Annotated in this window: 28 protein-coding genes; 8 read left to right on the top strand and 20 right to left on the bottom strand. The window is 67.9% G+C overall.

Going from position 1 to position 25,229, the window contains the following annotated elements; all coding sequences use genetic code 11:
- Positions 1-159: 159 nt before the first annotated feature.
- Positions 160-438, top strand: coding sequence for a DUF3311 domain-containing protein (locus IE302_RS17900; RefSeq protein WP_191255678.1), 279 nt, complete (start codon positions 160-162; stop codon positions 436-438).
- Entirely contained in the window at positions 435-2,078 is a 1,644-nt protein-coding gene (gene mctP / locus IE302_RS17895) for a monocarboxylate uptake permease MctP (protein ID WP_191255677.1), read from the top strand. Before IE302_RS17900 ends, mctP begins: the two co-directional genes overlap by 4 nt.
- On the opposite strand, the gene IE302_RS17890 is transcribed toward mctP, so the two are convergent.
- From IE302_RS17890 to IE302_RS17845, 10 genes are all read right to left on the bottom strand, one after another.
- A complete protein-coding gene (locus IE302_RS17890) occupies positions 2,079-2,702 on the bottom strand; it encodes a hypothetical protein (protein ID WP_191255676.1) in 624 nt (207 codons plus the stop codon).
- Positions 2,703-3,083: 381 nt separating this feature from the next.
- Positions 3,084-4,301, bottom strand: a complete 1,218-nt coding sequence (locus IE302_RS17885; protein ID WP_191255675.1) for an RNA polymerase sigma factor — start codon at positions 4,299-4,301, stop codon at positions 3,084-3,086.
- The gene (locus tag IE302_RS17880; protein ID WP_191255674.1) at positions 4,298-4,510 is read right to left on the bottom strand and encodes a hypothetical protein; all 213 of its coding nucleotides are present in this window, start codon (positions 4,508-4,510) and stop codon (positions 4,298-4,300) included. Before IE302_RS17880 ends, IE302_RS17885 begins: the two co-directional genes overlap by 4 nt.
- 20 nt (positions 4,511-4,530) lie before the next feature.
- Positions 4,531-4,887, bottom strand: coding sequence for a YciI family protein (locus IE302_RS17875; protein ID WP_191255673.1), 357 nt, complete (start codon positions 4,885-4,887; stop codon positions 4,531-4,533).
- 60 nt (positions 4,888-4,947) lie between these two features.
- Positions 4,948-5,229, bottom strand: coding sequence for a hypothetical protein (locus IE302_RS17870; RefSeq protein ID WP_191255672.1), 282 nt, complete (start codon positions 5,227-5,229; stop codon positions 4,948-4,950).
- A 1-nt stretch (position 5,230) separates the two neighbouring features.
- Positions 5,231-6,154, bottom strand: coding sequence for a bifunctional helix-turn-helix transcriptional regulator/GNAT family N-acetyltransferase (locus tag IE302_RS17865; protein ID WP_191255671.1), 924 nt, complete (start codon positions 6,152-6,154; stop codon positions 5,231-5,233).
- Between the two features lie 239 nt (positions 6,155-6,393).
- Positions 6,394-6,543: a hypothetical protein gene (locus IE302_RS17860; RefSeq protein WP_007032374.1), complete on the bottom strand. Its 150-nt coding sequence runs from the start codon at positions 6,541-6,543 to the stop codon at positions 6,394-6,396.
- 209 nt (positions 6,544-6,752) lie between these two features.
- On the bottom strand, positions 6,753-7,991 hold the full coding sequence (locus tag IE302_RS17855; RefSeq protein WP_191255670.1) for an NAD(P)/FAD-dependent oxidoreductase: 1,239 nt from the start codon (positions 7,989-7,991) through the stop codon (positions 6,753-6,755).
- A 69-nt stretch (positions 7,992-8,060) separates the two neighbouring features.
- A complete protein-coding gene (locus tag IE302_RS17850) occupies positions 8,061-9,251 on the bottom strand; it encodes an ATP-binding protein (RefSeq protein WP_191255669.1) in 1,191 nt (396 codons plus the stop codon).
- Positions 9,252-9,363: 112 nt separating this feature from the next.
- A complete protein-coding gene (locus tag IE302_RS17845; protein ID WP_191255668.1) occupies positions 9,364-10,125 on the bottom strand; it encodes a MerR family transcriptional regulator in 762 nt (253 codons plus the stop codon).
- Between the two features lie 71 nt (positions 10,126-10,196).
- On the opposite strand from IE302_RS17845, the gene IE302_RS17840 reads away from it, so the two are divergent.
- Complete coding sequence (locus IE302_RS17840; RefSeq protein ID WP_191255667.1) at positions 10,197-11,228, top strand: glycerophosphodiester phosphodiesterase family protein; 1,032 nt, start codon at positions 10,197-10,199, stop codon at positions 11,226-11,228.
- A gap of 130 nt (positions 11,229-11,358) precedes the next feature.
- Positions 11,359-11,865: a DoxX family membrane protein gene (locus IE302_RS17835; RefSeq protein WP_191255666.1), complete on the top strand. Its 507-nt coding sequence runs from the start codon at positions 11,359-11,361 to the stop codon at positions 11,863-11,865.
- 91 nt (positions 11,866-11,956) lie between these two features.
- Here the strand turns inward: IE302_RS17835 and IE302_RS17830 are convergent, their stop codons facing one another.
- The 4 genes from IE302_RS17830 to IE302_RS17815 all read right to left on the bottom strand — a co-directional run bounded on the left by IE302_RS17830 (position 11,957) and on the right by IE302_RS17815 (position 15,540).
- On the bottom strand, positions 11,957-12,328 hold the full coding sequence (locus IE302_RS17830) for a YciI family protein (protein ID WP_191255665.1): 372 nt from the start codon (positions 12,326-12,328) through the stop codon (positions 11,957-11,959).
- A gap of 99 nt (positions 12,329-12,427) precedes the next feature.
- Positions 12,428-13,231 (bottom strand): ABC transporter permease, encoded by an 804-nt coding sequence (locus IE302_RS17825; protein ID WP_005155879.1) that lies wholly within the window; start codon positions 13,229-13,231, stop codon positions 12,428-12,430.
- Entirely contained in the window at positions 13,228-14,181 is a 954-nt protein-coding gene (locus tag IE302_RS17820; RefSeq protein ID WP_093935019.1) for an ATP-binding cassette domain-containing protein, read from the bottom strand. Before IE302_RS17820 ends, IE302_RS17825 begins: the two co-directional genes overlap by 4 nt.
- Positions 14,182-14,250: 69 nt before the next feature.
- The gene (locus tag IE302_RS17815) at positions 14,251-15,540 is read right to left on the bottom strand and encodes an acetyl-CoA C-acetyltransferase (RefSeq protein ID WP_191255664.1); all 1,290 of its coding nucleotides are present in this window, start codon (positions 15,538-15,540) and stop codon (positions 14,251-14,253) included.
- A gap of 92 nt (positions 15,541-15,632) precedes the next feature.
- On the opposite strand from IE302_RS17815, the gene IE302_RS17810 reads away from it, so the two are divergent.
- Positions 15,633-16,967, top strand: coding sequence for a 3-oxoacyl-ACP reductase (locus tag IE302_RS17810; protein WP_191255663.1), 1,335 nt, complete (start codon positions 15,633-15,635; stop codon positions 16,965-16,967).
- A 2-nt stretch (positions 16,968-16,969) separates the two neighbouring features.
- Entirely contained in the window at positions 16,970-17,815 is an 846-nt protein-coding gene (locus IE302_RS17805) for a MaoC family dehydratase (protein WP_191255662.1), read from the top strand.
- Here the strand turns inward: IE302_RS17805 and IE302_RS17800 are convergent.
- Positions 17,798-18,463, bottom strand: a complete 666-nt coding sequence (locus IE302_RS17800) for a TetR/AcrR family transcriptional regulator (protein WP_191255661.1) — start codon at positions 18,461-18,463, stop codon at positions 17,798-17,800. The two genes, IE302_RS17805 and IE302_RS17800, sit on opposite strands and share 18 nt — an antisense overlap.
- Before the next feature lie 128 nt (positions 18,464-18,591).
- On the opposite strand from IE302_RS17800, the gene IE302_RS17795 reads away from it, so the two are divergent.
- Positions 18,592-19,227: an SCP2 sterol-binding domain-containing protein gene (locus tag IE302_RS17795; RefSeq protein WP_191255660.1), complete on the top strand. Its 636-nt coding sequence runs from the start codon at positions 18,592-18,594 to the stop codon at positions 19,225-19,227.
- A gap of 86 nt (positions 19,228-19,313) precedes the next feature.
- Complete coding sequence (locus IE302_RS17790) at positions 19,314-19,904, top strand: SCP2 sterol-binding domain-containing protein (RefSeq protein WP_191256266.1); 591 nt, start codon at positions 19,314-19,316, stop codon at positions 19,902-19,904.
- On the opposite strand, the gene IE302_RS17785 is transcribed toward IE302_RS17790, so the two are convergent.
- The 5 genes from IE302_RS17785 to IE302_RS17765 form a co-directional block, all read right to left on the bottom strand.
- Entirely contained in the window at positions 19,901-21,643 is a 1,743-nt protein-coding gene (locus tag IE302_RS17785) for an ATP-binding protein (protein ID WP_191255659.1), read from the bottom strand. The two genes, IE302_RS17790 and IE302_RS17785, sit on opposite strands and share 4 nt — an antisense overlap.
- A 76-nt stretch (positions 21,644-21,719) precedes the next feature.
- The gene (locus IE302_RS17780) at positions 21,720-22,202 is read right to left on the bottom strand and encodes an FxsA family protein (RefSeq protein ID WP_191255658.1); all 483 of its coding nucleotides are present in this window, start codon (positions 22,200-22,202) and stop codon (positions 21,720-21,722) included.
- A 103-nt stretch (positions 22,203-22,305) separates the two neighbouring features.
- The gene (locus tag IE302_RS17775) at positions 22,306-22,479 is read right to left on the bottom strand and encodes a P-loop NTPase family protein (protein ID WP_229907829.1); all 174 of its coding nucleotides are present in this window, start codon (positions 22,477-22,479) and stop codon (positions 22,306-22,308) included.
- Between the two features lie 2 nt (positions 22,480-22,481).
- Entirely contained in the window at positions 22,482-24,431 is a 1,950-nt protein-coding gene (locus IE302_RS17770) for an ABC transporter ATP-binding protein (RefSeq protein WP_191256265.1), read from the bottom strand.
- A 32-nt stretch (positions 24,432-24,463) separates the two neighbouring features.
- Positions 24,464-25,039, bottom strand: coding sequence for a TetR/AcrR family transcriptional regulator (locus IE302_RS17765; protein WP_191256264.1), 576 nt, complete (start codon positions 25,037-25,039; stop codon positions 24,464-24,466).
- Between the last annotated feature and the right edge of the window lie 190 nt (positions 25,040-25,229).

Here is a 25,229-nt window from a genome sequence, read left to right as displayed (position 1 = left end):
GCGGCTATTGATATCCGGCGCAGAGCGGGACGGCAACCGCCCTTCGTCGGATGGGGCGTCGCTGATCAAATCGATATCGGGCAGACGTGACCCAGGTGGGCGAGAGGTTCTAGGGTCATCGGGTCCATCCGGGGTTACGGGAATGTTAGGTGAGGTCCGATGGCGTCAGGTAAGGCAGACGGGAAGGTGAGGGGCTTTCAGTTCAGCCCCTGGAACCTCCTGCTGATCATCCCGTTGCTGGTGCTGATCACGTCGCTGTTCAATTCGGACGGCCCTCGGCTGTTCGGGATGCCGTTCTTCTACTGGTTCCAATTCGTGTTCGTGGCCGTCGGCGTCCTGTGCACCTGGATCGTCTACGTGATGACCAAGGACAAGCCGACCGGTGAAGGTCCCGACAAGCTGTCCGTGGACAAGCTCGACGAGGGGGACGTCAAGTGACCGACATCCAATGGCCGGAGCTGATCATCTTCGCGGTCCTCTTCGCGGTGGTCACCGTGCTCGGTTTCGTCGCGTCGCGCTGGAAGGCCGGCGACACTCTCGACCACCTGGACGAATGGGGCCTCGGCGGCCGCAAGTTCGGCTCGTGGATCACCTGGTTCCTGCTCGGCGGTGACCTCTACACGGCGTACACGTTCGTCGCCGTCCCCGCGCTGATGTTCAGCGCCGGCGCGATGGGCCTGTTCGCGCTGCCGTACACGATCATCGTCTACCCGATCGTGTTGATGCCGGCGCTGCGCATGTGGTCGGTCTCGCGGGTCCGCGGTTACGTCACACCCGCCGACTTCGTCCGCGGCCGGTTCGGCTCGCCGACGCTGGCGCTGCTGATCGCGATCACCGGCATCATCGCGACGATGCCGTACATCGCGCTGCAGCTCGTCGGCCTCGAAGCGGTGCTGCGGACCATGGGCATCAACGGCTCCGGCATCGTCGGGCACCTGCCGCTGCTGGTCGCCTTCATCATCCTGGCGGTCTACACCTACCAGTCCGGCCTGCGCGCGCCCGCGCTGATCGCGTTCGTCAAGGACATCCTGATCTACATCGTGATCCTCGTGGCGATCATCTACCTGCCCTCGAAGCTCGGCGGCTGGTCGGCGATCTTCGACTCGGCGCAGGCGAAGTTCGACCAGACGCCGTCGAAGGCGGACGGCATCCTGCTCAACGCCAACAACCAGCTGCAGTACGCCACGCTGGCGCTCGGTTCGGCGCTCGCGCTGTTCCTGTACCCGCACTCGCTGACCAGCGTGCTCGCCTCGCGCGGCCGCAGCGTGATCAAGCGGAACATGGTCGCGCTCCCCGCGTACTCGCTGGTGCTGGGCCTGCTGGCGCTGCTCGGCTACGTGGCGATCAGCGCCGCGGTCAAGCCGATCACCAACAACGCCACCGGCAAACCCGACACGAACACCGTCGTCCCGGTGCTGTTCGACACCCAGTTCTCGTCGTGGTTCGCCGGGATCGCGTTCGCCGCGATCGGCATCGGCGCCCTGGTGCCCGCGGCGATCATGTCGATCGCGGCGGCCAACCTGTGGACCCGGAACATCTACAAGGAGTACATCAAGAAGAACGCGACACCGGGCCAAGAGGCGAAGCAGGCCAAGCTCGCTTCGCTGATCGTGAAGTTCGGCGCGGTCGCGTTCATCCTGTTCATCGACCCGCAGTTCTCGATCGACCTGCAGCTCATCGGCGGTGTGCTGATCCTGCAGACCCTGCCCGCGGTCGCGATCTCGCTCTACACGCGGTGGTTCCACCGGTGGGGCCTGATCGCGGGCTGGATCGTCGGCATCGGGTGGGGCCTGATCATGCTCTACAACATCCCGAACCCGGCGACCGGAAAGGCGCACTTCGGCGGCTCGGCGCTGGCGCTGGACAAGCTGTCGATCTTCGGCTGGCACCCGCTCAGCGGTTCGCAGGTGCAGATCTACGTCGGTTTCGTGGCGTTGGTGGCTAATCTGCTGATCGCGGTGATCTTCACGGTGATCGCGCGGCAGCTGAAGGTCTTCAACGGCACGGACGACACCGAGCCCGAGGACTACCACGCCGACGAGCACGACAAGGATCTCCGCGAAATCGGCGTCCACTAGTCACTTGTGCCGCGAAGGGGCCGCGTCCGGTTCGGACGCGGCCCTTCTCGTGGCCGCGGTCGCCGTCAGGTACAGCACGAGACCGTTCAGCAGGTGCCAGACGAAGTGCGTTCCGGCGGGGAAGTTCCCGCAGACGGTGTGGTCCGCCGTGCGGAACGAAAGGGACACGCCGAAGACGCCGGCCGCGATGGCGAATCTGCGGCGGTGTTCGCCCTTGAGGATGACCGCGAAGATCACGAGCCCGATCAACGCCGAGAGGTACAGCCCGCCGCCCAATGACGCGACGACGGCGGTGAAGGCGAGGAACACGGGGATGGCCAGCCAGGACAGCCTGCGGCTGACGCCGAAGAACAGGTGCGGGAAAACGGCGGCGTAGTACAGGACGAACACCAGGATGAAGCCCGTGTCGGCCGCCGCGGACCAGCGGGTGGCGAGCAGGTGGAAGGCCGTGCTGCCGAGGAACACCAGTCCGATGAGGACCGCGAAGACGCGACCTTTCGGTTGCCGCCAGACGGCGATCGCCGCGATCAGGAACGCGAGGTTGCTCAGGCTGTTGCGCGGCTCGCCCCAGAGACCGGGGGCGAGGCGTTCGCAGTAACCGTCGAGGTACGCGGTCCAGTTCACCGCTCCAGGTAACCCTGCCCGTGTGAACTCCGGGTGTCGGCCGCGTCGGGGAGCCCGGCGTGGTTTCGGGGCCGACGCGTTGCGAAAGCCACTTCCGCAACCTTCAACGTTGCGAAAGTGGCTTTCACGTCACGCCTTCCCGCCAGCCCCCACTCGGGGCCTGCCTGTTCCGGCCCGGCCGTCGGCCCCGCCAGCCCCCATCCGACGTCCTCCGGGCGACCCCACCCCAGTTGTCCACACCCCACCGCCGTTGTGGACAACTCCGCCCCCGGCCCCGCGCTTTCGCATCCCCCGACACCCCCTCCCGATACGCTGGTGCGGGGCGCGCCCCCCTGGGACGGGTGGGGGGTGGGGTTAGCGCGGAGCGGCGAAAAGTTCTGGTCAGGGTAGTGGGGTGCACGAAGTCAGGCGCCTCGTGAGGAACCGGCGTTGCGGTTCCGAGCACGGCAGGGTGAGCGCCCGCCGGTAGTGGAGAGCGGCTCGCGCCGGGTCACCGGCGCGCAGCCAGAGCGCGCCGAGGACGGCGGGCAGCAGCGTGTAGTCCGGCAGGTCGGCCTCGACGGCTTCGAGTTCGGCGATCCCCGCAGCCGCACCGTCCACCATCGAAAGCGCGATCGCGCGGTTCAGGCGCGCCACCGGTGACGGGCGCAGCGCCAGCAGGTCGTCGTACAGGCCGACGATCCGGCGCCAGTCCGGCGGCGAGGCCGTGCTGTGACACACCGCGATCGCCGCCTCGACGTGGTACGCCGACATCTCCGGCCCGGTGCACGCCCGCTCGAACAGCCGCGTGCCCTCCGCGATCATCGCGTGGTCCCAGCGGTCCCGGTCCTGCTCGTCGAGCAGCAGCAGCTCACCGTCCCGGTCGACCCGCGCGGGCAGCCTGCTCGCCTGAAGCAGCATCAACGCGACCAGCGCCCGCACCCTCGGCTGATCCGTCTTCGGTTCGGCCAGCAGCAGCCGCCCCAACCGGATCGCCTCACCGCACAGCTCGCCGCGCACCGCGACCTCGCCGGTCGTCGCGTCGTAGCCCTCGTTGAACAGGAGATAGAGCACGGCCAGCACACTGTCCACTCTGGACTCAAGCGCGTCCGGGCCGGGAAGCGTGAGCGGTTTCCCGGAATCCCTCAGCCACTTCTTCGCCCGCACGAGCCGCTGCGCCACCGTCGCCGGTTTCGTCAGCAAGGCCGCCGCGATCTCGTTCACCCCGAGCCCACCGACGGTCTTCAGCGTCAGCGCCACCTGCGACACCGTCGGCAGCGCGGGATGACAGCACAGCAGCATCAGCACGAGTTCGTCGTCCGTGCGCCGGTCGACCTCGAAACCGTCGAGCTCCACGAGCCGCGGCAGCAGCGCGCGCAGCGTCTGTTCGCGCCGGACGACGTCCATCGCCCGGTTCCGCGCGGCCCGGAACAGCCAGCCCCGCGGATTGTCCGGCACCCCGCACTGCGGCCAGGTGCGCAAGGCCTGTTCCAGCGCGTCCGCGACGGCCTCTTCGGCCAGGTCCAGCCGTTCGGGGCCGAGCGCCCTGGCCAGCGTGGCGACGATCCGCCCGGCGCTGTGCCGGAACAGATGCTCCACCACGCCGGCCGGGCGGCTCACGACAGCCCGAGGCGGCCCAGGTGCTCCTCGCGCGGGGTGTCCAGGTCGAGCGCGATCTCGCCGACCACGAACATCCCGACGCCGTCCACCGCGATCGGATGCGTCTCGACCAGCTTCCCGGACGCCAGCAGTTCCTCCTGCCAGGCGAAGTAGCGCTCGATGCCGTCACCGGCGGGCTCCGCCGCCGGGGTGTCCTGCGGAAAGGTCATCAGACCGACGAACCTCGGCATCAGTCCTCACAACCGCGTTCGCCGACCTTGCGCACCTCGATCGGCCCGAACTCCAGATGCGGATGCGTCGCGAAGATCTTCTCCGCCTGGTCGAGGTCCGCGGCCTCGATCACCTGATAGCCGCCGACGATCTCGGTGGCTTCGGTGTGCGGACCATCGGTCGCGCCGACCTCGCCGCCGGAACCGCGCAGCACCCGGCCGCTCTTCGACAGGCCGCCGCCACCGACGAACCGGCCCTCCTTGGTGCGTTCGTCCGCCCAGGCCAGGTAGTTCTCGAGCACGCGTTGTGCTTCGTCAGGGCCGAGATGGTCGTGCGAATCCTGCGTCGCGCGGATGAATCCGATGTAGTGGGGCATGGTGTCCTCCCTGGGATCGATGGTCCCTAGACGAACGAGCCCGCCGCAAAACGACACTCGTCAGTAGCGGAAAAGCCGGTCGTGCAGTTCGCGCTGCCGGGCGAACCAGGCACCCAGCCTGGTCCTGCGGCGACGGCGTTTCAGCACCTGCCGGACTTCGCGCACGCACTGCGTCCTCTCGTGGGGCGCGAAGGACTTCCCGGTCAGGAGGACGGCGTAGTGGCCTTCCGGGCAGCGCCCGGAAACGGAGATCATCCCCGGGGTCAGGTTGTCGACGGAGTCGATCGAGTCGGCTCCGACCACGGACCGCCGGTCGCAGGCAGGGCAGTAGACGACGAACACGTCACAACTCCAGCCGCCAGGTCTCCCCGGTCAGCTCGTGCCCGAAGCCCGGGATCGTCTCTTCGGCGACCAGCCGGAAGCCGGCCTTCCGGTAGATCGCCCTCGCCGCGTCCAGCAGCGAGACCGTCCAGAGCTCCATCGCCGGGTAGCCTGCCGCCCTGGCGAACTCGACGCATTCGGCGACCAGGCGTTTCCCGACTCCGTGTCCCCGCGCGGCCGGTTCGAGGAGCAGCATCCGCAGCTTCGCGGTGACGCCGTCTTCGGCGGGCATGCAGAACACGCTGCCGACGCGTTCCCCATCGAGTTCGGCGATCCAGCCCGCTTGGCGGGGCTCGCCGCGATTTTCGACGTACTCCGCGACGACACGGGCGACGAGGGCTTCGAAGCGTTCGTCCCAGCCGTACTCGCGGGAGTACAGGACGCCGTGGCGGTGGACCACCCAGCCGAAGTCGCCCGGCCGGGGCGGACGCAGGACCAGCGTGGGATTCGACGCGCGCTCGCCGACCAGCGAGGTGATCGTGTCCATCGCGCCGAGCAGCCGCTTCTGCTCGTCGTCGCCGAACCGGCCGAGCAGCGAGCCGATCCGGCCCACCGATCGCGCGTCGAGGACGGCGAAAGCCTTGTGGCCGTCCTCGGTCAGCCTGACGATCTGACGGCGAGCGTCCTCGTCGCTGCGTTCGCGGGTGAGAAGACCTCGTTGTTCGAGCCTCGCGAGCAGCCTGCTCGCGTATCCGGCGTCGAGGTCGAGACGTTTGCGCAGGTCGGTGACCTGGGTCGGATCCCGCTGCGCGAGTTCGAAGATGACCCGGGCCTCACTCAGGGAGTACTCGGCGTCGGCCGGTCCTTCGTCGAGGATGCCGATCACGCCGGTGTACAGGCGGTTGAAGGCCCGGACGGTCGCCACCCGGTCCGCGGGACGAGTCATTTGACCACCTCAACAGATTCGTTGACTTAGTCAAAGATTACTCCGCGAAGCGGTGAAGGCAAGAAATTTCAGCGGGAGGATCCGGACATATGGAAACCCCGTGATGCTGCCAGGTCGGGGGTCCGCCAGCATCACGGGGTCGTAGTGGGTATCGACGCCGCGTTCCGCGGCGTTACACCTCACGCACTATGTGTCGTAGGTCACTCGAATGGGCGACACCTACAACGGTTGTTGTCGGGTCAGCGCATGTGCGTGTGACGCGCCTGGGAGATAGCGATGAGCTCCTGACGAACGGTCGCGGTGGCCGCGGTGTCGATCGCCCGGTTCAGGGCCCGGCGAGTGCGAGCCTCGGCGCGACGGGCACGGAGCTTGGCGGCGATGTTGTTCATCGGTTTAAGTCATCCCCTTGAGGGTCTTGTGTCTCGGTGGCTGTGCTCCTAGTATGCACCCTTTTTCACAAGGAAGCCAACGATTATCCGGTGATGTGGCACACCTGCCGATGAATCGTCGGCAACCAGAGCGGAAATCCGGAGAGATTTGGTGTCGCCGGTCACTTCTTGGTAACGCTAGGCGTCTCTAGCGGCGGTCCGATACAGCCTCAGAAACCCTCATGGAGCAGGCGGCGCGCGAGTTTCGACGGTCCCCGCCGGAGCGCGCTCAGCACGCCGCGCCACGGGATGGTCGTCGATGCCATCGACTCTCGCAGCGCGACACCTCCCGGATCGGCCGTTTCGGGCCCGAGGACGAGGTCGCGCACGAGCGGTCCCGCGGTCAGCGTCAGCGCCACTCCGCTGCCGGCGAACCCGACGGCGTAGACCACACGATCGGTGACTGCGGAGCGTGCCAGATGGGGGACTTCCGCCGGAGTGACGTGCAGCGGCCCGCCCCAGCGGTGGGTCGCCGTCGTCCCGGCCTCGGCGGGAAGCCGGCGCGCGAGCAGCCTGTCGACCTTCCGATGGGCCTTCGGTAGCGCGTCGGCCTCGGCGCCGGGTGTCAGCCCTCCGAGGTCGAGCCCGCCGAACAACAGTCGTCCGCGGTGCCGTCGCCAATAGGCCATACCGAGCCCGGGAGCCGTGCTGAACGGCTCGTCCTCGACGGCTTCCGGCGCCCCGGCTCGCATGTAGGTGTGAATCACCCGGCCCGGCGGCGGATCCGGCAGCGACAAGGCACCGGTGTACGCGCCCGAACAGATCACCGCGCGATCCGCGCGCAGGACTCCCCCGCTCCGCAGCCGGACGGTGACGCCGTCGTCCGCCGCGTCGACCGAGTCGGCCGCGACGTTCTCGACCAGCGTTCCGCCGGCGGAAATCAGTCCGGCGGCCAGTGAACCGGCGAGCGCGGCGGGCTGGATGGTCCACGACTCGAGCGAGAACCCCGTCGCGTCCCGCTCGACTTCGATCCCGGACGCGGTCACGGCGTCCGCGACCACGTCGAGGCCGGCGGCGAGGAGGGCGGAGCCGCCGATCAGCCGCATGCGGGTCCGCGTGACCTCGCCCTCCGGATGCGAGTCGCGCAGCCTTCGCATCCTGGCGTTGATCCGGTCGTACAGGAGTCGCTGCATTTCGCGGGGGTCGTGGGCGCCCGCGCTGCGGGGCAGCAGCCAGGGCAGGACGCCCAGCGGGAGGACGCCGCCCGCGTTCCGGCCGCTCGCGCCGAATCCGGCGTGCCGGGCTTCGAGGACGACCACCCTGCTTCCGGGACGCTGTTCCAGCAGGTCGAGTGCGATCGACAGACCGGCGAACCCGGCGCCGATCACCACGACATCGGCCGAACGCGGCGGCGGCCCGGTGGTGGGGACTCGCTCCGGCAATCCGTCACGCCAGTAGACGCTGGTCACCCTGCCAGTGTGCCCGGATAGAAGTCTCTAAGGCTTTCTAGTTTTGACGCGATAAAGACGTAGAGGGATCTAGTCCCGGCCGAGCAAGTAGTGGCCGAAATGCGGGACGGTGAAGGCGATGTGCCCGCGCTCGGCGGAGTAGACCAGGCCCTTCTTCATCAGGCTGTCCCGCGCCGGCGACAGGGATGAGGGCTTCCGCCCCAGGTAGACGGCCACATCGGCGGTGCCGGCGGACTCGTCCCGGCCCTGGGTCAGCTCGGCCATCGCGATCAGGTACTCCCGTTCGGCGGGCGTCGCGCGCTCGTAGCGGGAGCCGAAGAAGCCGACAGCGAGTTCCGATTCGGCCTCCGGGGCGGCGACCTGGACGTCCTTCACGGTGATCGGATCCGCGGGCGCGGCGTCCCAAGCGGCCTTTCCGTACGCCTGGATGAAGTACGGATAGCCGCCGGACGCGTCGAACAGGGCGTCCAGCGCCTCCGGTTCGATGCCCGCGTCCTCGCGTTCGATGGGTGCCATCACCGCGAGGTCGGCGTCTTCGCGTTCGAGCCTGTCGATGCGCGCGTAGCGGAAAAGACGCTCCGAGTACGACTTCGACGCCGAAAGGACGGCGGGCACGTGCGGCAGTCCGGCGCCGACCACGACCAGCGGCGCCCCGGACTGCGAGAGCTCGTGGCAGGCGGCGCACAGCGCGGAAACGTCCTCGGGCAGCAGATCCTGGATCTCGTCGATCAGCAGCGCGACCCCGGTGCCGACGTCGGCGGCCAGTTCCGCGACCTCGGTGAACAGCTCGACCAGGTCGATCTCTATGTCGCCCGAATCGGCGCGGCCCTGAGCGGCGGGCACGTCGATGCCCGGTTGCCAGCGGTCGCGGAGCTTCGCGTCCGGCTTGTTGGCGCGCAGCGCGAACGCCTTGAGCACGCCGAGCACCTGCTCGACCCGGTCCGGCGCACGATGGCGCACGGCGAGGTCGCGGATCGCGCGGTGCAACGCAGCCGACAGCGGCCGCCTGAGTTCGGTGTCCGGGCGGGCCTCGATCTTGCCCGCGCCCCAGCCGTGCTTGATGGCCTTCGAGCGCAGCTCGCCCAGCAGCACGGTCTTCCCCACGCCGCGCAGGCCGGTCAGCATCAGGCTGCGTTCCGGTCTTCCGCGCGCCACCCGTTCGAGCACGACCTCGAAGGCCTGGAGCTCGCGCATGCGACCTGCCAGTTCGGGCGGCCGTTGACCGGCACCCGGGGCGAAGGGGTTGCGGATGGGATCCACTCTCCCACGCTATCGGCGTTTCTAGCCCTGGCCCGATATTCCGCCATAGAGGGATAGGCGTGTCGTGGCGGGTTACTCCGAGTGGATGGGTCTGCAGCCCCATCCCTCGTTCTTACTCACTCAGGTTGCGCTCGGCGTAGATCTTCATCGCGTCACGGATGTATTCCGCGGTGCCGGCACCGTGCTTCTCGTCGTACTGCCCGTAGCGCGGGTCGTCGACGTACAGCTGTCCGAGTCCGGCGAAGTAGCCCTTCGAGACGGCCCGCACGGCCGGCCGGAGCCACTCGTACAGCCGTCGCGTGATCGCCTGGGCCTCGTCGCCGTCGGCGGGCAGACCCTGGGCGCGGGCCGCGCCGAACGCGGCCGCGATGTCCTTCTGCTCCTGCTGGTGCGCCTTCTTGTCCTCGGCGCTCAGCGACTTCCACCACCGGTCACCCTGCTTGTAGGCGTCGGCGCCCCAGCGTTCGGTGACCTCCTTCTCGTACTTCGTGTGGTCGAAGCCGTCGAACACTTCCGTTGCCATCAGTTGTTCACCTCTCTCCGTTTTCTTCAAGGTCGTCCTGACCGATTCGATCTGCCGTCCGAGCCGGTGCCGCTCTTGCTCCAGCCACTTCAGGTGTGTGCGCAGCGCCGCCGTCGTGTCCTGCTCGCCTTCGAGCACTTCGCCGATCGCGGGCAGGCTCAGCCCGAGTTCGCGAAGCAGCAGGATCCGTTGCAGCCGCACCAGCGCGTCCTGGTCGTAGTAGCGGTATCCGTTGCTCCCCACCCGGCTCGGTTCGAGCAGCCCGATGTCGCCGTAATGGCGCAGCGTGCGGCTCGTGGTCCCGGCCGAGCGGGCGATGTCCTGGATCGACCACTCCTTCTCGTTCGGCATGTCCACGAAGGTAGAGGTTGACGTTGCGTCAAAGTCAATCGAAGTTCACCCGACCGTGGCATGGTGCCCGGATGAAGACATTCGCGCTGGTCGTGGCCGCTGCGCTGACCCTCGGCACGGCCGGGGTCGCCGACGCGCATCCGCGTCGCGCCTTCGACATCCAGGCCCACCGCGGCGGGCTCGGCCTCACGGTCGAGAGCACGCTCGCGTCGTTCGGCAAGGCGATGGAGCTGGGGGTGACCACGCTCGAACTCGACCTCCAGATCACCAAGGACGGTCGCGAGGTGATCACCCACGATCGCAAGACGACGCCCGCGAAGTGCCATGACACCGAGCCCGCGACGCCTGGCGACCCCGCGTACCCGTATGTCGGCAAGTACGTGAAGGACCTGACGTTCGCGCAGGTCCGCACGCTGGACTGCGGTTCGATCCGGCAGCCCGCCCACCCCGGCCAGACGCTCTCCCCCGGTGCCAAGATGCCGACGCTGGCCGAGCTGTTCCAGCTCGCGCGCGACCACCGCGCCTGGGGAATCAAGTTCAACATCGAGACCAAGGTCGAGGCCGCCGCCCCGCAGGAGACTGCGCCGCGCGAACAGTTCGTCCAGCGGGCGGTGCGCGAGATCCAGCGCGGCGGGTTCGCGCACAACGTCACGATCCAGAGCTTCGACTGGGGCGCCCTGATGCTCCTGCGGAAGGTCGCGCCGTGGATCCCGACGGTCGCGCTGACCCAGCCGGAATTCCTCCAGGTCGGGCAGCCCGGCAAGTCGCCGTGGCTCGGCGGGCTCGACATCGACGACTTCGGCGGTAGCCCCGTGCGCGCGGTGAAGTCGTTCGGTGCGAGCGCTCTCTCGCCGGTGCACGGCAACCCGCAGGGCGGGAAGGTCGGCGACCCCGACTACCGGCCGTTCACGACGAAGGCGCTGGTCACCGAGGCGCACCGCGCGGGGATCAAGGTCGTGCCGTGGACGATCGACGATCCGGCCACCATGCACAAGCTCATCGACGACGGCGTCGACGGCATCATCACCGACTACCCGGACCGCTTGCGGGACGTCGCGGCCGATCGCGGCTTCAAGCTGCCGAGGGCGTATCCGGCCCGCTAGCGAAGTCTAGGGCTGTCTAGCGTCAGAGAAATATTTCAAGATACGCCGTTAGCGCGGTTCGGCGCGGTGGCGGGCGGGAAGACTGGGGATAGGTTTGTTTCCCGGGTCCGGATCCAGAAAGGTTACGACCGTGATTCTCCGTCGCGTCGCACGTCCGCTCCTCGCCGCGATCTTCATTTCCGGCGGGATCGGCGCGCTGAGGGACACCCAGGGGCACGCCAAGGCCGTGGAACCGTTCCTCACCGAGTCCTTCGACAAGCTGGAGGGCGTGGTGCCGGAATCGGTGCCGCGCGACCCCGCCACCCTCGTCCGGATCGACGCCGCGGTGAAGGTCGGCGCCGGGGTCGCGCTCGCCGCGGGCAAGGCGCCGCGCCTGGCCTCGCTGCTGCTGCTCGGCAGCCTCGTCCCGACGACGCTGGCCGCGCACCGGTTCTGGGAGATCAAGGAACCGGCCGAACGTCAGCAGCAGCAGATCCAGTTCGTCAAGAACGCCGGCCTCGCCGGTGGCCTGCTGCTCGCCGCCGCCGACACCGCCGGCAAGCCTTCGCTCGGCTGGCGTGCCAAGCGGGCCGCGTCGAAGACGGAGAAGCGCGCCGAGAAGCTGGCGAAGAAGGCCGAGAAGGCCATCACGAAGTAGCTCGGCCCTCCCCGCCGAATGTCATGAACGGCCCTTTCCTGACGTAAAACGTCAGGAAAGGGCCGTTCATGACACTTACGGGGCCGCGGCCTCACTCGGTGAAAGCGGCGATGTCCTCCGCCTCGACGACCGTGCGGACCTCGACCTCGATCTCGTCGAACAGCGCCGCGTAGGTCTCCGCGAAAGCGACGGCCTCCGCCAGATCCTTCGCGTTGATCAGCGCGAACCCGCCGATGACCTCCTTGGTCTCGGTGAACGGGCCGTCGGTCGCGGTGATCTTGCCGCCGCGCCCCTTGCGGACCTTCGCGCCCCGCTCCGACGGGTGCACGCCCTCCGCCGTGATGAGGATGCCCTTCTTGAACGAGTCCTCGACGAAGGCGCCCATCTGCTCGATGAACTCCTTGCTGGGGTTCCAGGCCTCCGGGGCGCTCTCGTCCAGCCGGTGCATCATCAGAAACCGCATCGCTGCTCCTCAGAGTCTTGGCGGGGCTGTTTCTACCCCGCCTTCACCAGCGCGTCGAGCGGCTCGACGGCGGTTCGACATTTTCGACGGAAAGAATTTCTAGCGGCTCGCGACCTTCTTGTACTGGGCCGTCGCCAGCGGCGCGAAGATCGCGATGATGGCGATGCAGCACAGGATCGCGTACAGCGAGGCGTGCTCGGCGGGCCAGCCCGTCGGGGCCGCGCCGAAGCGGTTCCCGAACAGGTCACGCGCCGAGTTGATCACCGCGGTGAACGGGTTCCAGTCGGCGATTGCCTTCAGCACGCCCGGCAGCTTGTCGGCCGGGACGAACGCCGTCGAGATGAAGCTCAGCGGGAACATCCACATCAGCCCGGCACTCTGCGCCACCTCGACACTGCGCGCGACGAGCCCGATCCACGCGCCGACCCAGGACAGCGCCCAGGCGAACATCAGCATCACCAGGTAGCCGAGCACCGCGTCGAGGAAACTGCCGCGGATCCGCCAGCCGACGAGCAGCCCGCACAGCGACATGACGATCAGCGCCACGACGCTGATCACCAGGTCGGACGTCGTCCGGCCGAAGATCACCGCGAGGCGGGAGATCGGCAGCGAGCGGAACCTGTCGATGATGCCCTTCTGCAGGTCGTTCGCGAACCCGATCACGGTGAACGCCGAGTTGAACGCGACCGTCTGCGCGAAGATGCCGGCGATCAGAAACTCGCGATAGGCGAGCCCGCCCGCTTCCCCGCCGATCGCGTCGCCGAAGACGTACGCGAACAGCAGCACGAACATGATCGGCTGCAGCGTCGCCGCCATCAGCCAGTCCGGGTTGCGCTGGACGTTCTTCAGGTTCCGCCAGGTGATCACGCCACCGTCGGAAAAGGCCTTCGCGACCGCGCTCACTTTTTCTCCCCCTCGTCCGTGGCGTGCCCTGTCAGCGAAAGGAAGACGTCGTCGAGCGTCGGCCGGTGCAGCGCGACGTCCTGGACGGCGACGCCCTGCGCGTCCAGCCGCCGCAGTGCCTCGATCAGCGCCTTCGGCCCGCCCTCGACCAGGACGTCGACCTTGCGGGTGTGCTCGTCGACCGACGGTGTCCCCGAACCGACCTCGGCGAGCACCTGCGTGGTCGCGGCGAGGTCGTCGGCGGAGGCCACGACCAGCTCCAGCCGTTCGCCGCCGATCTCCTGCTTGAGCTCGTCGGCCGTGCCGCGCGCGATGACCTTCCCCTTGTCGATCACGACGATCGAGTCGGCGAGCTGATCGGCCTCCTCCAGGTATTGCGTGGTCAGCAGGACCGTGGTGCCGTCGGCGACGAGCTCCTTGATGACCTCCCAGGTGTCGATCCGGCCGCGCGGGTCGAGCCCGGTGGTCGGTTCGTCGAGGATCACCACCGTCGGCTCGGCGACCAGCGCTCCCGCGAGGTCGAGCCGTCGCCGCATACCGCCGGAATAGGTCTTGGCGGGCCGGTCCGCCGCGTCCTCCAGCCGGAACCGCGCGAGCAGTTCACGCGCCCTGGACTTCGCCGCGGCCTTCTTGCTCCCGTACAGCCTGCCGACCATGTACAGGTTCTCGAACCCGGTGAGGTTCTCGTCCACGGCGGCGTACTGCCCGGACAGCCCGATCGACCGCCGGACGGCATCGGGCTGGGCCAGCACGTCATGCCCGGCCACCTCCGCTTCGCCCGAATCCGGGCGAAGCAGCGTGGTCAGGATGCGGACGGTCGTCGTCTTGCCGGCGCCGTTCGGCCCCAGCAGGCCCAGTACCTTGCCCGTCGGGATCGACAGATCGACCCCGTCGAGCGCCCGGGTGGAGCCGTAGGTCTTGACCAGGGCTTTCGCCTGAACTGCGAACATGCGGACAAACTAGACCCCGGCACCGACAAAGGCACCGGGTTTTCCCCGGATCCGCTCAGAGCGGACGGATTACTTCTCGAGGATCGCGGTGACGCCCTGGCCGCCCGCGGCGCAGATCGAGATGAGCCCGCGGCCGGATCCCTTCTCGTTCAACAGCTTCGCGAGGGTGGCGACGATGCGGCCGCCGGTCGCGGCGAACGGGTGCCCGGCCGCCAGCGACGAGCCGTTGACGTTCAGCTTCGCCCGATCGATGGACCCGAGCGGCTCGTCGAGGCCCAGCTTCTCCTTGGCGAACGCCGGGTCCTCCCACGCCTTGAGGGTGGCGAGCACTTGGGAGGCGAAGGCCTCGTGGATCTCGTAGAAGTCGAAGTCCTGCAGGGTGACCCCGGCCCGCGTGAGCATCTGCGGGACGGCGTACGCGGGCGCCATCAGCAAGCCCTCGTCGCCGTGGACGTAGTCGACGGCTGCGGTCTGCGAGAACGTCAGGTACGCCAGCACCGGCAGCTTCCGCGCCTTCGCCCACTGCTCGGTCGCGAGCAGGACCGTCGACGCGCCGTCGGAAAGCGGCGTCGAGTTGCCCGCGGTCATCGTGCCTTCGGGACCGCCGAAGGCGGGCTTCAGCTTCGCGAGCTTCTCGACACTGGAGTCCGGACGCAGGTTCTGGTCGCGGGCCAGCTTGAGGTACGGCGTCACCAGGTCGTCGAAGAAGCCCTTGTCGTACGCGGCGCCGAGACGCTGGTGGCTGGTCGCGGCGAGCTCGTCCTGCGCCTCGCGCGTGATCTCCCAGACCTTCGCGGTCAGCGCGGCGTGCTCGCCCATGGACAGGCCGGTGCGCGGCTCGGAGTTGCGCGGGATCTCGGGGACGATGTGGCCGGGGCGCAGCTTCGCGGCGAGCTTCAGCCGTTCGGGGAGCGTCTTCGCGGCGTTGAGCTGCACGAGGATCTGGCGCAGGTCGTCGTTGACCGCCAGCGGCGCGTCGGACGTCGTGTCGACACCGCCCGCGATGGCCGAGTCGATCTGGCCGAGCGCGATCTTGTTGGCGACGTTGACGATCGCCTGGAGGCCGGTGCCGCAGGCCATCTGCACGTCCGACGCCGGGGTGGCGGGGTTCAGCCTGCTGCCGAGGACGCTTTCGCGGGCGAGGTTGAAGTCGCGGGCGTGCTTGAGCACGGCGCCGGCGGCGACCTCGCCGATCACCTCGTCCTGCAGGGAGAAGCGGCTGACCAGGCCGTCGAGGGCGGCGGTGAACATGTCCTGGTTCGACGCCTTCGAGTACGGACCGTTCGAACGGGCGAAGGGGATCCGGTTGCCGCCGATGATCGCGACCTTGCGCACGGGTGCCGTCCTTTTCGTGGCCATTTTTTCCACTCCTCCGTAGGCTCTCTCACACTGTAACCTACTAGCGAGTAGGTTAGAATGCGACGTGATGCTCACTGCACGGGAGGCGCGAGATGGCTGACAGGTACCAGCAGTTCACGAAATCCCCCGTGGGGAAATTCGTGGTGCCGAAGCTCGGCCTGCCGAACCCCGCGACGCTCCGCCGGTACAAGCCCGGCCAGCCCGCTCTGGAGGGTCCCGCACTTCTCGGCGCCGCGCCGGGCGGTCGCCTCGAAAAGGTGATCGAGGCGCAGCTGCATCGCGCGGGCATCGAGGTCGTTTCGACCGCGACCGACAGGCACGCCGCACTCGTCTTCGACGCAACAGGCGTGAAGGACCCGAAGCAGCTTCGCGAGGTCTACGACTTCTTCCACCCGGTGATCCGGAGCGTCGGGCCGTCGGGCCGCGTCGTCGTCCTCGGAACGCCGCCGGAGCTGGCCGAAGGGCACGAGCGGATCGCGCAGCGCGCGCTCGAAGGCTTCGTCCGCTCGGTCGGTAAGGAACTGAAGCGCGGCGCGACCGCCCAGCTCGTGTACGTCGCCGAAGGCGCCGAAGAGGCCACTGAGTCCACGCTCCGTTTCCTGCTGTCGTCGAAGTCCGCCTTCGTCGACGCCCAGGTCATCCGCGTCGGCACCGAGACCAAGACCGCCTCCGCCCCGGCCGACTGGGCCAAACCCCTGGACGGCAAGGTCGCCCTGGTCACCGGCGCTTCCCGCGGTATCGGCGCCGCCATCGCCGAGGTGCTGGGCCGCGACGGCGCCCACGTCGTCGCCCTCGACATCCCGGCGCAGGGCGCGGATCTGTCGATGGTGGCCAACAAGGTCGGCGGCTCCGCGCTGCAGCTGGACATCACCGCCGCCGACGCGCCGGAGAAGCTCGCCGAGTACCTGACCACGCGTCACGGCGGCGTTGACATCGTCGTGCACAACGCGGGCATCACGCGGGACAAGACGCTGGGAAACATGACCGAAGGCGGCTGGGACTCGGTCATCTCCGTCAACCTCGCGTCGCAGCTCGCGGTGAACGAGAAGCTGCTGTCGGACAAAGTGCTGCACGACAACGGCCGGATCATCGGCGTCTCCTCGATCGCCGGGATCGCGGGCAACGTCGGGCAGACCAACTACGCCACCAGCAAGGCGGGCGTCATCGGCATGGTGAACGTCGGCGCGCCGGTGCTCGCCGAATACGGGGGCACGATCAACGCCGTCGCGCCCGGGTTCATCGAGACCAAGATGACCGCCGCGGTGCCGCTGTTCATCCGTGAGGCCGGACGGCGGTTGTCCAGTCTCGGCCAGGGCGGTCTCCCGGTCGACGTCGCCGAGACGATCGCCTGGTACGCGAACCCGGCTTCGGCCGCGGTCAACGGCAACGTGGTCCGCGTCTGCGGCCAGGCACTGCTGGGGGCGTGATCATGGCAGTCAAGGAACTCCACGAGTCGCCGAGTCTGTCTTCGTTGTATCCCAAGGCGTTGCTCGGTTCGCTGCGCAAGAGCGGCGGGAGCACGCTGCCGTCGACCGAGTTTGTCCGCGAGGGCGTCGTCGTCGATCCGGCGCACCTCGCCGCGTACAACCAGGTGTGCGGATTCCGGCTCGACGACGTGCTCCCGGCGACGTATCCGCATATCCTCGCCTTCCCGCTGCAGATGGCGCTGATGACCGAGGACGACTTCCCGTTCCCGTTGCTGGGCATGGTGCACGTCGCCAACCGGATCACCCAGCACCGGCAGCTGCGGCTCGACGAGTCGTTCACCCTGCGCGTGCGCGCCGAGGATCTGCGCCCGCACGAGAAGGGCAAGCAGTTCGACGTGATCAGCGAACTGCTCGTCAACGACAGTCCTGTGTGGACGGACGTCAGCACGTACCTGCGCCGCGGTGGCGGCAGTGGCGAGAAGACCTCGCGCGGTCAGCTCTCGCAGCCCTCGCCCAGCGCGATCTGGCACGTGCCCGGTGACATCGGCCGCCGCTACGCCGAGGTCTCCGGCGACCGCAACCCGATCCACCTGCACTCGATCACCGCGAAGGCGTTCGGCTTCCCGTCCGCGATCGCGCACGGCATGTGGACGAAGGCGCACGCGCTCGCGGCGTTCGAAGGCAGGCTGCCGGAGGCGTTCACCGTCGACGTCAAGTTCAAGCAGCCGGTCCTGCTGCCCGCCAAGGCCGCTTTCACCACGTGGAGTGAGGGCGATGGCTGGGCATTCGAGCTGTGGAACGCGCGCAAGCCGAAGCCGCATCTGGAGGGCTCAGTCGTCGCTCTCTGACGGCTTCCAGATCTCGCCCTCGACCAGGTCGTTGAACCCGAGCCAGACCAGGTTCATCAGCCACGAGGCGAGTACGCCGTCGGAGACATCGGGGTGGTCGAGCGCCCAGTCGGCCAGCGACTCGGCCGCCCCGACCAGCGCGGCGGACAGCCCGGCGCCGGAGAACTCCGCCTGCTCGCCGAGGCCCTTGCGGGTGCCGGCGGAGACGACCAGCGCGGCGACCAGCTCGATCGCGCGGGTGCGCATGTCGGTGATCTCCGCGGCGAAGGCGCCGCCGACGGTCATGGCCTGCCGGTGCAGCACCGTCCAGGACTCGCGGTACTCGGCGACGAACCGGTAGAACGCGCGGAGTCCGTGCCAAAGCTGCATGTCAGGCGGCAGATCGGGTTTGATCCCGTCCTGCACCGCCTCCAGCAGGCGGGTGGCTTCGCGGCGGATGCACGCGCCGAAGAGGTCTTCCTTGGAGCCGAGGTAGGTGTAGATCATCGGCTTGGACACGCCGGCGACCTCGGAGATCTCGTCCATCGACGCGGAGTGATAGCCGTAGCGCGAGAACACCGAGACCGCTGCGTCCAGGATCTGGCGTTCCCGCACCGCTCTCGGCAGCCTTTTGGCGCGTTCGGCGGGACGCGGTGCTTCCTCGGGCAACTCAAGACCTCCCATTAGTCGCGTAGAACGCTACCGGGCCCCTTCGGGCAAAGGTGATTTCGGCACGCTTGCCCGCCTACCTACTGGCGGGTAGCCTTACGTTCGGGTAGGGCTGAGCTGGAGGGAAAATGACCGAGATCGTGGGGCTGACCGGCCGCGCGCTGGTCGACGCGCTGGAACGGATCGAGCCGGATTCGGCCGAGGCGCACTCTCTCGACGTCAACGAGGTCGCGGGCGCCATCGATCCGAAGGACCTCGGCAAGGACGACGTCCGGCGGCTGCTGACCGCGTTGGGACGGCTCGCGGAATCCGCGCCCGCGTTCGACCTCCGCAAGGTCGACCCGGCCCGTTTCGCGAACCTCGTCGCGCGTGCCTCGCGTGCGCAACTCGAGAGCGTCGTCGCCGAGCGTGCGCTCCGGGAGCGGGTGCTGGGCGAGATCTTCGACCGCATGGGCGCCCACATCCGGCAGGACCGGGCGAAGACGCTGCACGCCGTCGTCCACTGGCGGCTGTCCGGCGGGGTCGGTGTCGGCGGCTACGACCGCTACGAGACGGTGATCTCGCACGGCGAGTGCACGGTCAGCCAGGAGAGCAAGGAGAAGCCGAGGGTGACGATCACGATCGCGCCCGTTGATTTCTTCCGGCTCATCACCCATCAGGCGACCCCGGCTGTGCTATTCGTCACCGGAAAGATCAAAGTAAAAGGTGACCTGGCATTCGCGGCGGGCCTGATCGGTTTCTTCGACCTTCCGAAGCCGTCCTGAACCCGGCCGAGCAGATACACTTCCGTGCCGTGCCCCGAAATTCTCCGAACCGGCGCTGGCGGGACAAGGTACGCCTTTCCCGTCCGTTGCGGCTGCACAAGACACGCACCGCGGGCGAGCACGTCATCAACGCTTTCGCGGAGAAGCTCGAACTCGCCAAACTGACCCCGGAGCAGTTCACGCAGGTGCTGGAAACCCTGCACATGCTGGGCGAAACCGGTGCGGGCATCGAGCTGAGCTCATTGGAGACAGAGGTACTCGTCGACGTCGTGCAACGCGCGTCGCGGGAACAGCTCAAGGCGATCTCCGATCACCCGGAACTGCGTTCGGCGTTCCTCGACGAGATTTTCCGCAGAATGTCGGATCATTTCGTTCCCGAACGCGCGCGGCATGTCGACTTCGTCGTCGCATGGCGTTTCACGGATGGTGACGGAGAAGACGGTTTCGATCGCTTTCAAACCGTCATCGAAGACGGCGTCTGCGTTTCGAGCACCGATCTCGCGCGCACTCCGGACACCACCATCACGTTGTCCGTCGACGACTTCATCCGGATGGCCACCGGCAACGCGGCGGTGGCGGCGATGTTCGTGACCGGCAAGGTGAAGGTCAAGGGCGAGTACGCGCCGGCCGTGCGGTTCAGCGGCTATTTCGACATCCCGAAGCCGAGCGGAACCTAGCCGCCCGTTTCATCGAGAGTTCGTTGCCGCGTCCGGCGATAGCGGACATTCGGACTGCGCAGGTTCTTCTCCGTCGCCTCGATCAGTCCCTGCCGGAGGAGGACTCCGAGCCATCGGGACACCGTTCGATCGGGGAGTCCTGTCTCCGCGACCAGATCGGCACGGTTCGCCTCCTTCCCGCCGAGTGCCAGCAGGATCTCTGCACGGCGATCGGCGCGGCGCTGTTCCCGCACCGGGCCGTCCGCGGGCGCCGGGACGACATCGTCGGCGAGGGTGTAGTGCGCGTAGTGACGTCCGCCCGTCGGGACGAGCAGGCCTCGGGCGACCAGATCGCCGAGCTCTTCGGTGGCGACACGAGAGTCGAGGTCGTTCGCGTTGCGGTAAGCCTGATTGTTGAGCGTTTCGCCATGGAACAACATCGCGAGGCCATGACACTGGCTGTCGGTCAGTCCATGTTCACGAAGCGACGCGATCCACTGGACGGCGCCGTCTCCCATCAGCGTGTGGTTGGGGAAGGTGGCCGTGAACGTGGAGATGTCGTCGGCGAATCGTGGCGGACTGAGCTTGGCGTCCCGCATCGCCGCCAGCATCGTCGGGATCCCGGAGCCGCGGTTTTCGCAGATCGGGCGGTCCGACCCCGGTAGCGGCGTGTCCTCCAAGATCTTCAGCAGGGTGCCGTTGCGGGCCGAAGACGTGCCTTCCACCCCGAGGTTTTCTTCACGAACCGATCCGTAGAGACCGCCGGGATTGCGAATGACCAGCCGGTCGGGATACATCTCGACCTGAACCTGGGTTCCCTGCGACGGGCCGGAGTAGTCACGGTGGACCAGTGCGTTGACCACCGCTTCGCGTAAAGCTGTTTCGGGATACTCCCAAGTTTCGGCCCGTCCCGCGCCACGGACGGTCGACCGGCGCTTCATGTTGCGGCGGAGGGTGCTGAGCGCTTCGTCGACGATCGCCGGGATCGGTCCTTCGGCCGCAACGTTGTCGATGAACCGCGTCCCGTTCCGCGGGTCCGGTCCCGATTTCGTCGGGTAGTGGACAAAGGTCAGCATGAGCTGCGGGAAGAACTCTTGCGGATACTCGCCCAGCGCCAAGAGCCCGGTCAACGACAACTCGTCGCCGACGAGGATTTTCGCCCGTCGCAGTGCGGCCGTGTCGTCGAGATTCGCGAAGGCTCTGCCGCGATGGCGGCGGAGCCGACTCAGGAAGGTGCTGGTCAGCGATTCGTCGAGGTTCGTGACCGAAGTACCGGGGACGGGCTGCTCGTCGTCTCGTGGTTGACCACGGTTCGCCAGCATCAACTGGACTTCGTAAGGGCTCAGCTTCCGGTCCCCGTCGGCGACCCTGATGAAGCTTCCCTGGGTCATCCCGGTGCCGCGGTTGTACGCCGGCTTGATTCCGGCAGGCAACTCGGGAATCTCGGCGACGACCAGATCCGCGTCTTCGAACCGGTGCGTTCCGATCAGCGGCCGGAGAGGCGGTTCCAGGTTTTCGGAGCACATCGCGGCCAGGTCGGCCTCCAGCTTCGCCGGATCTCGAACTCCGGTCGCTTCGAAGCCGTGAGTTTCGTCGAGGCCGAAGATGAGAACGCCTCCGCTGGTGTTGGCGAAGGCGGAAAGCGTCTCGCGTGTGCTCTTGGGCAGCTTGGTGTCCGCGCGTTTGGCCTCGACGAACGCATGATCACCGCCGAGCGCGCGGAGGTTCGCGATGATCTCGGTGAGTTCTTCGTGGAGCATGTCGCCGTCCTAGCTTCGCCACTAGCTTCGCCACTAGGCAGTGTAGTGGCGAAGCTAGTGGCGAAGTTCGTGGCGCCTAGCCCTCGACGACGCGGCCCTCGATCACCGGCGGCTGCTTCCTGGCGGCTTCGGCGGGCGGGGTGTCCGTGACGACCTCGCTGTCCACCACCATCACCGGCCCGCGGGCGCGGTTGGCGAACTTGACCGCCCGCCGCTGCATCCGCTTCTGCCACACCTTGCGCGCGACACTGCGGGTCGGCGGCAGGATGAACAGCAGGCCGATGACGTCGCTGACGAAACCGGGCATCAGGATCAGCAGGCCGCCGAGCCCGATCAGCATCCCGTCGGTGAGTTCCCGCTCCGCGTCGGCGGGGCGGCCGAGCCGCGCGGACTCCGCGAACGCCCTGAAGGCACGGCCGCCTTCGCGGCGCGCGAGCCAGGATCCGATGAACGCACCGGCGAAGAGCAGCGCGATCGTGCCGAGCACGCCAACTGCCGAGCCCACCGCCCACACGGCGGCGATCTCGGCGACGACATAGAGCAAGAACGCGACAGCCATACCTGGACAACGTACGGCTTGCCCGTTTTGCTCCCGAACCCCCGATACGGTGACGGGGGTCAACCGAATCGGCGCAGGAACTCCTCCGCCTCGCATGGCCTGGTCAGGACGATCCGCCGTGCGCGACGTGGAACTCGGCGTCCGGCGCCGGTGTCCACCCCGGTCGCCAGTAGAGCCGGTCGAGATGGGTGACAGGGAGGTCGAGTGCGGCGCCGAGCCGTCGCGAGAACGTCGACTTCCCGGCGCCGCTGCAACCGACGACCATGATCCGCCGCATCGTCAGCCGACGGCCTCGTCGAGGTACGCGGCGGCCTGCAGTGTGAACAGGTCGGCATAGCCCGCCTTCGCCGCCATCAGCTCGTCGTGCGTCCCGTACTCGGCGACCTTTCCGTGCTCCAGCAGCAGGATCCGTTCCGCCTGCCGGACGGTGGAGAACCGGTGCGAGATGTACAGCGTCGTCCGGCCCTCCGAAAGCTCCCGCAGGCGCGAGAAGAGGTCGTGCTCGGCCTGGGCGTCCAGCGCGGACGTCGGCTCGTCGAGGATCAGGATCGGCGCCTCCCGCAGGAACGCCCGCGCCAGCGCGATCTTCTGCCATTCGCCGCCGGAAAGGCTGACGCCCTGGTCGAACCAGCGGCCGAGCGGGCTGTCGTATCCGCTGGGCAGGCGCTCGATCCGCTCGTCGGCACCGGCCCGCTTCGCCGACGCCTCGATCCGTTCGCGGTCGACGAGGTGGGTGAGGTCGCCGAGGCCGATGTTCTCGGCCGCGGTGCCCTGGTAGGTCACGTAGTCCTGGAACATCGCGCTGATCTGCCGCCGCAGCGCCACCGGGTCGTACTCGCGGATGTCGACGTCGTCGAGCAGGATCCGCCCGCCCGTCGGGTCGTACAGCCGGCAGAGCAGCTTGAACAGCGTCGATTTCCCGGCGCCGTTGCGGCCGACGACGGCGACCGTTTCGCCCGGCCGGATCTCGAAGGTCACGCCGTCGAGCGCGGGTTCGGACGCACCGGGATAGGTGAAGGAGACCTCCTCGAACCGGATATGTCCCTCCACAGTGGACGGAAGGGGGCGCGGCTCCGGCGGCGCGACGATCTCCGGTTTCGTGCCGAGGAAGCGGTACAGCGTGTCGAGGTAGAGATTGTTCTCGTACATTCCGGAAAACGCGGTGAACAGGCCCTGGACGGACGTCTGCACCGACGCCGCGGCGGCCGTGTACAGCGCGAGATCGCCGAGGGTGAGCCTGCCGCCGACGGCCTCCAGCGCGATGTACAGCGCGATCGCGGACCCGGCGGCGGTGCTCAGCAACCCCCACGACGTCGAGCTCACGCTGCGCTTGCGGGTCAGTTTCCGTTGGCGGTCGTAGAAAACCTGGCCCAGCCGCTGGAACCTGTCGACGAAGTACGGGCCGAGGCCGAAGAGCTTGGTCTCCTTGGCGTAGGTGTCCGTGGTGACCAAAGAGGACAGATAGTCCATCCGCCTTTTCAAGGGTGACATCATCAACGTCAGCCAGAACGCGCGGGCGCCGTACTTCGACTGCGAGATGAACGCGGGGATCGGTGCCAGCAGGGCGACCAGCGCCAGCAGCGGGCTGATCGATACGAGCAGCGCGATCATGCTGGCGAAGGTGATCAGCGTCCGGACCAGGCCCAGTGCCGAGTTCATCATCGACAGCGGCCGGGTCGGCGCCTCCTGAGCGGCCTGGCGCAGCATGTCGTAGGACGCGGAGCCCTCGAAGTACGACAGATGCAGCTTGCTCGAATGCTCCATCACCTGGTGGCGGATGGTCAGCGTCATCCGTTCCTGCAGCAAGGACTGGCCGTAGGTGGTCAGCGCCTGGGACAGCGCGGTGAGCACGAGGACGCCGAACTGGAACAGCGCGACCCCGACGATCGCGCCCTTGGTGCCGTGGCCCTGGATCGCCGCGACCACCGAGTCGATCAGCAGTTTCGCGACATACGCGGTCGCCGTGGGCAGCAGACCGGAAAGCAGGGTCACCAAGGTGATCGTGACGGTCAGGAACGGGCTCGCCTGCCAGGTCAGCTTCGCGACCTTGGGCAGGCCGCGGACCGTGCCCGCGACGTTGACCCACATGCGGTTGAGCCGGGACTTCAGGTCTTTCGGGAGGGCTTCGGGTTCTGGTTCGGGGATGTCGACCGGGCCGGTCAGCCCGCTGTCGGGCACCGTCGACGGCGGACGGCGTCGCCTGCCGCCGCGGGCCAGCAGCATCTCGATGCCGCCACCGCCCCCTCCGGGCGGGCCGCCGATCACGCGGCCCCCACGGCGCCGTTGAGGAAGACGTCGACGAGTTCCATCGTGGTGGGTTCGTCGCCGTTCGCGTCGAACCGCATCCGGCCGCTGAACAGCAGCGACAGGAAAAGTGCGGCCAGTTGGGTCGCGGGCAGCCGGAGCCGGTCCTTCTCCGGTTCGAACAGCTCGGCCATGGCCTCGCGCATCGCGGTCATCGACTCCCGGCGCCGGTCCCGGCCGTCGCCGAGGCCGTGGCGGTGCTCGGGCCGCTTGCCGGAGCCGTGCATGACCGCCATCAGCGCGCCCATCCGCTGCAGGTGCGCGCTGAGCGCGTCGGCCGCCTCGACGAGCCTGTCGTCGAGGGGCTGTTCGAGGTCGATCACCGCGATGGCGTCGAGTACCTGATCGGGCTTCAGCGCTTCGGCGAAGCAGGTGGCGAAGAGTTCGTCCTTGTCCTTGAAGACCCGGAAGACCGTGCCCTCGCCGATGCCGGCCGCGCGGGCGATCTGGCTGGTGGTGACCCCGGCGCCGTGCTCCACCATCAGCGGCAGCACGGACTGGACGATCATCCTCCGCCGCTCTTCGGGGCTCATTCCCGGCGCTCTCCGCCGGGTGGGGGTTTCCGTCATGCTCTCCAGTGTGCGGAGTGAGTACTCACTCCGTCAACTGATTAAGGCCGAAGCGCGTGAAGGCCCCCTTCCCCTTGGGTTCTAGCGGTGGTTGCAACACCTGAGTTGTTCAGGGGTTGTGTGTTGTTCGAGATCCGCAGGGACAGGTCGCCTC

The organism is Amycolatopsis oliviviridis (assembly GCF_014654365.1).
Classification (GTDB): Bacteria; Actinomycetota; Actinomycetes; order Mycobacteriales; family Pseudonocardiaceae; genus Amycolatopsis; species Amycolatopsis oliviviridis.
The sequence above is the reverse complement of the archived record's forward strand: the minus strand, read 5'-3'. Positions and strand labels throughout refer to the sequence as shown.

Coding starts and splice junctions, on each gene's coding strand:
- IE302_RS17830 (WP_191255665.1), bottom strand. CDS start 12,328: ATGCGGTTTCTGATGATGCACCGGCTGGACGAGAGCGCCCCGGAGGCC.
- IE302_RS17795 (WP_191255660.1), top strand. CDS start 18,592: ATGACCGAGATCGTGGGGCTGACCGGCCGCGCGCTGGTCGACGCGCTG.
- IE302_RS17805 (WP_191255662.1), top strand. CDS start 16,970: ATGGCAGTCAAGGAACTCCACGAGTCGCCGAGTCTGTCTTCGTTGTAT.
- IE302_RS17780 (WP_191255658.1), bottom strand. CDS start 22,202: ATGGCTGTCGCGTTCTTGCTCTATGTCGTCGCCGAGATCGCCGCCGTG.
- IE302_RS17775 (WP_229907829.1), bottom strand. CDS start 22,479: ATGCGGCGGATCATGGTCGTCGGTTGCAGCGGCGCCGGGAAGTCGACG.
- IE302_RS17840 (WP_191255667.1), top strand. CDS start 10,197: ATGAAGACATTCGCGCTGGTCGTGGCCGCTGCGCTGACCCTCGGCACG.
- IE302_RS17900 (WP_191255678.1), top strand. CDS start 160: ATGGCGTCAGGTAAGGCAGACGGGAAGGTGAGGGGCTTTCAGTTCAGC.
- IE302_RS17785 (WP_191255659.1), bottom strand. CDS start 21,643: ATGCTCCACGAAGAACTCACCGAGATCATCGCGAACCTCCGCGCGCTC.
- IE302_RS17765 (WP_191256264.1), bottom strand. CDS start 25,039: ATGAGCCCCGAAGAGCGGCGGAGGATGATCGTCCAGTCCGTGCTGCCG.
- IE302_RS17880 (WP_191255674.1), bottom strand. CDS start 4,510: ATGACCTTTCCGCAGGACACCCCGGCGGCGGAGCCCGCCGGTGACGGC.
- IE302_RS17815 (WP_191255664.1), bottom strand. CDS start 15,540: ATGGCCACGAAAAGGACGGCACCCGTGCGCAAGGTCGCGATCATCGGC.
- IE302_RS17845 (WP_191255668.1), bottom strand. CDS start 10,125: ATGCCGAACGAGAAGGAGTGGTCGATCCAGGACATCGCCCGCTCGGCC.
- IE302_RS17865 (WP_191255671.1), bottom strand. CDS start 6,154: ATGACTCGTCCCGCGGACCGGGTGGCGACCGTCCGGGCCTTCAACCGC.
- IE302_RS17875 (WP_191255673.1), bottom strand. CDS start 4,887: ATGCCCCACTACATCGGATTCATCCGCGCGACGCAGGATTCGCACGAC.
- IE302_RS17860 (WP_007032374.1), bottom strand. CDS start 6,543: ATGAACAACATCGCCGCCAAGCTCCGTGCCCGTCGCGCCGAGGCTCGC.
- IE302_RS17810 (WP_191255663.1), top strand. CDS start 15,633: ATGGCTGACAGGTACCAGCAGTTCACGAAATCCCCCGTGGGGAAATTC.
- IE302_RS17820 (WP_093935019.1), bottom strand. CDS start 14,181: ATGTTCGCAGTTCAGGCGAAAGCCCTGGTCAAGACCTACGGCTCCACC.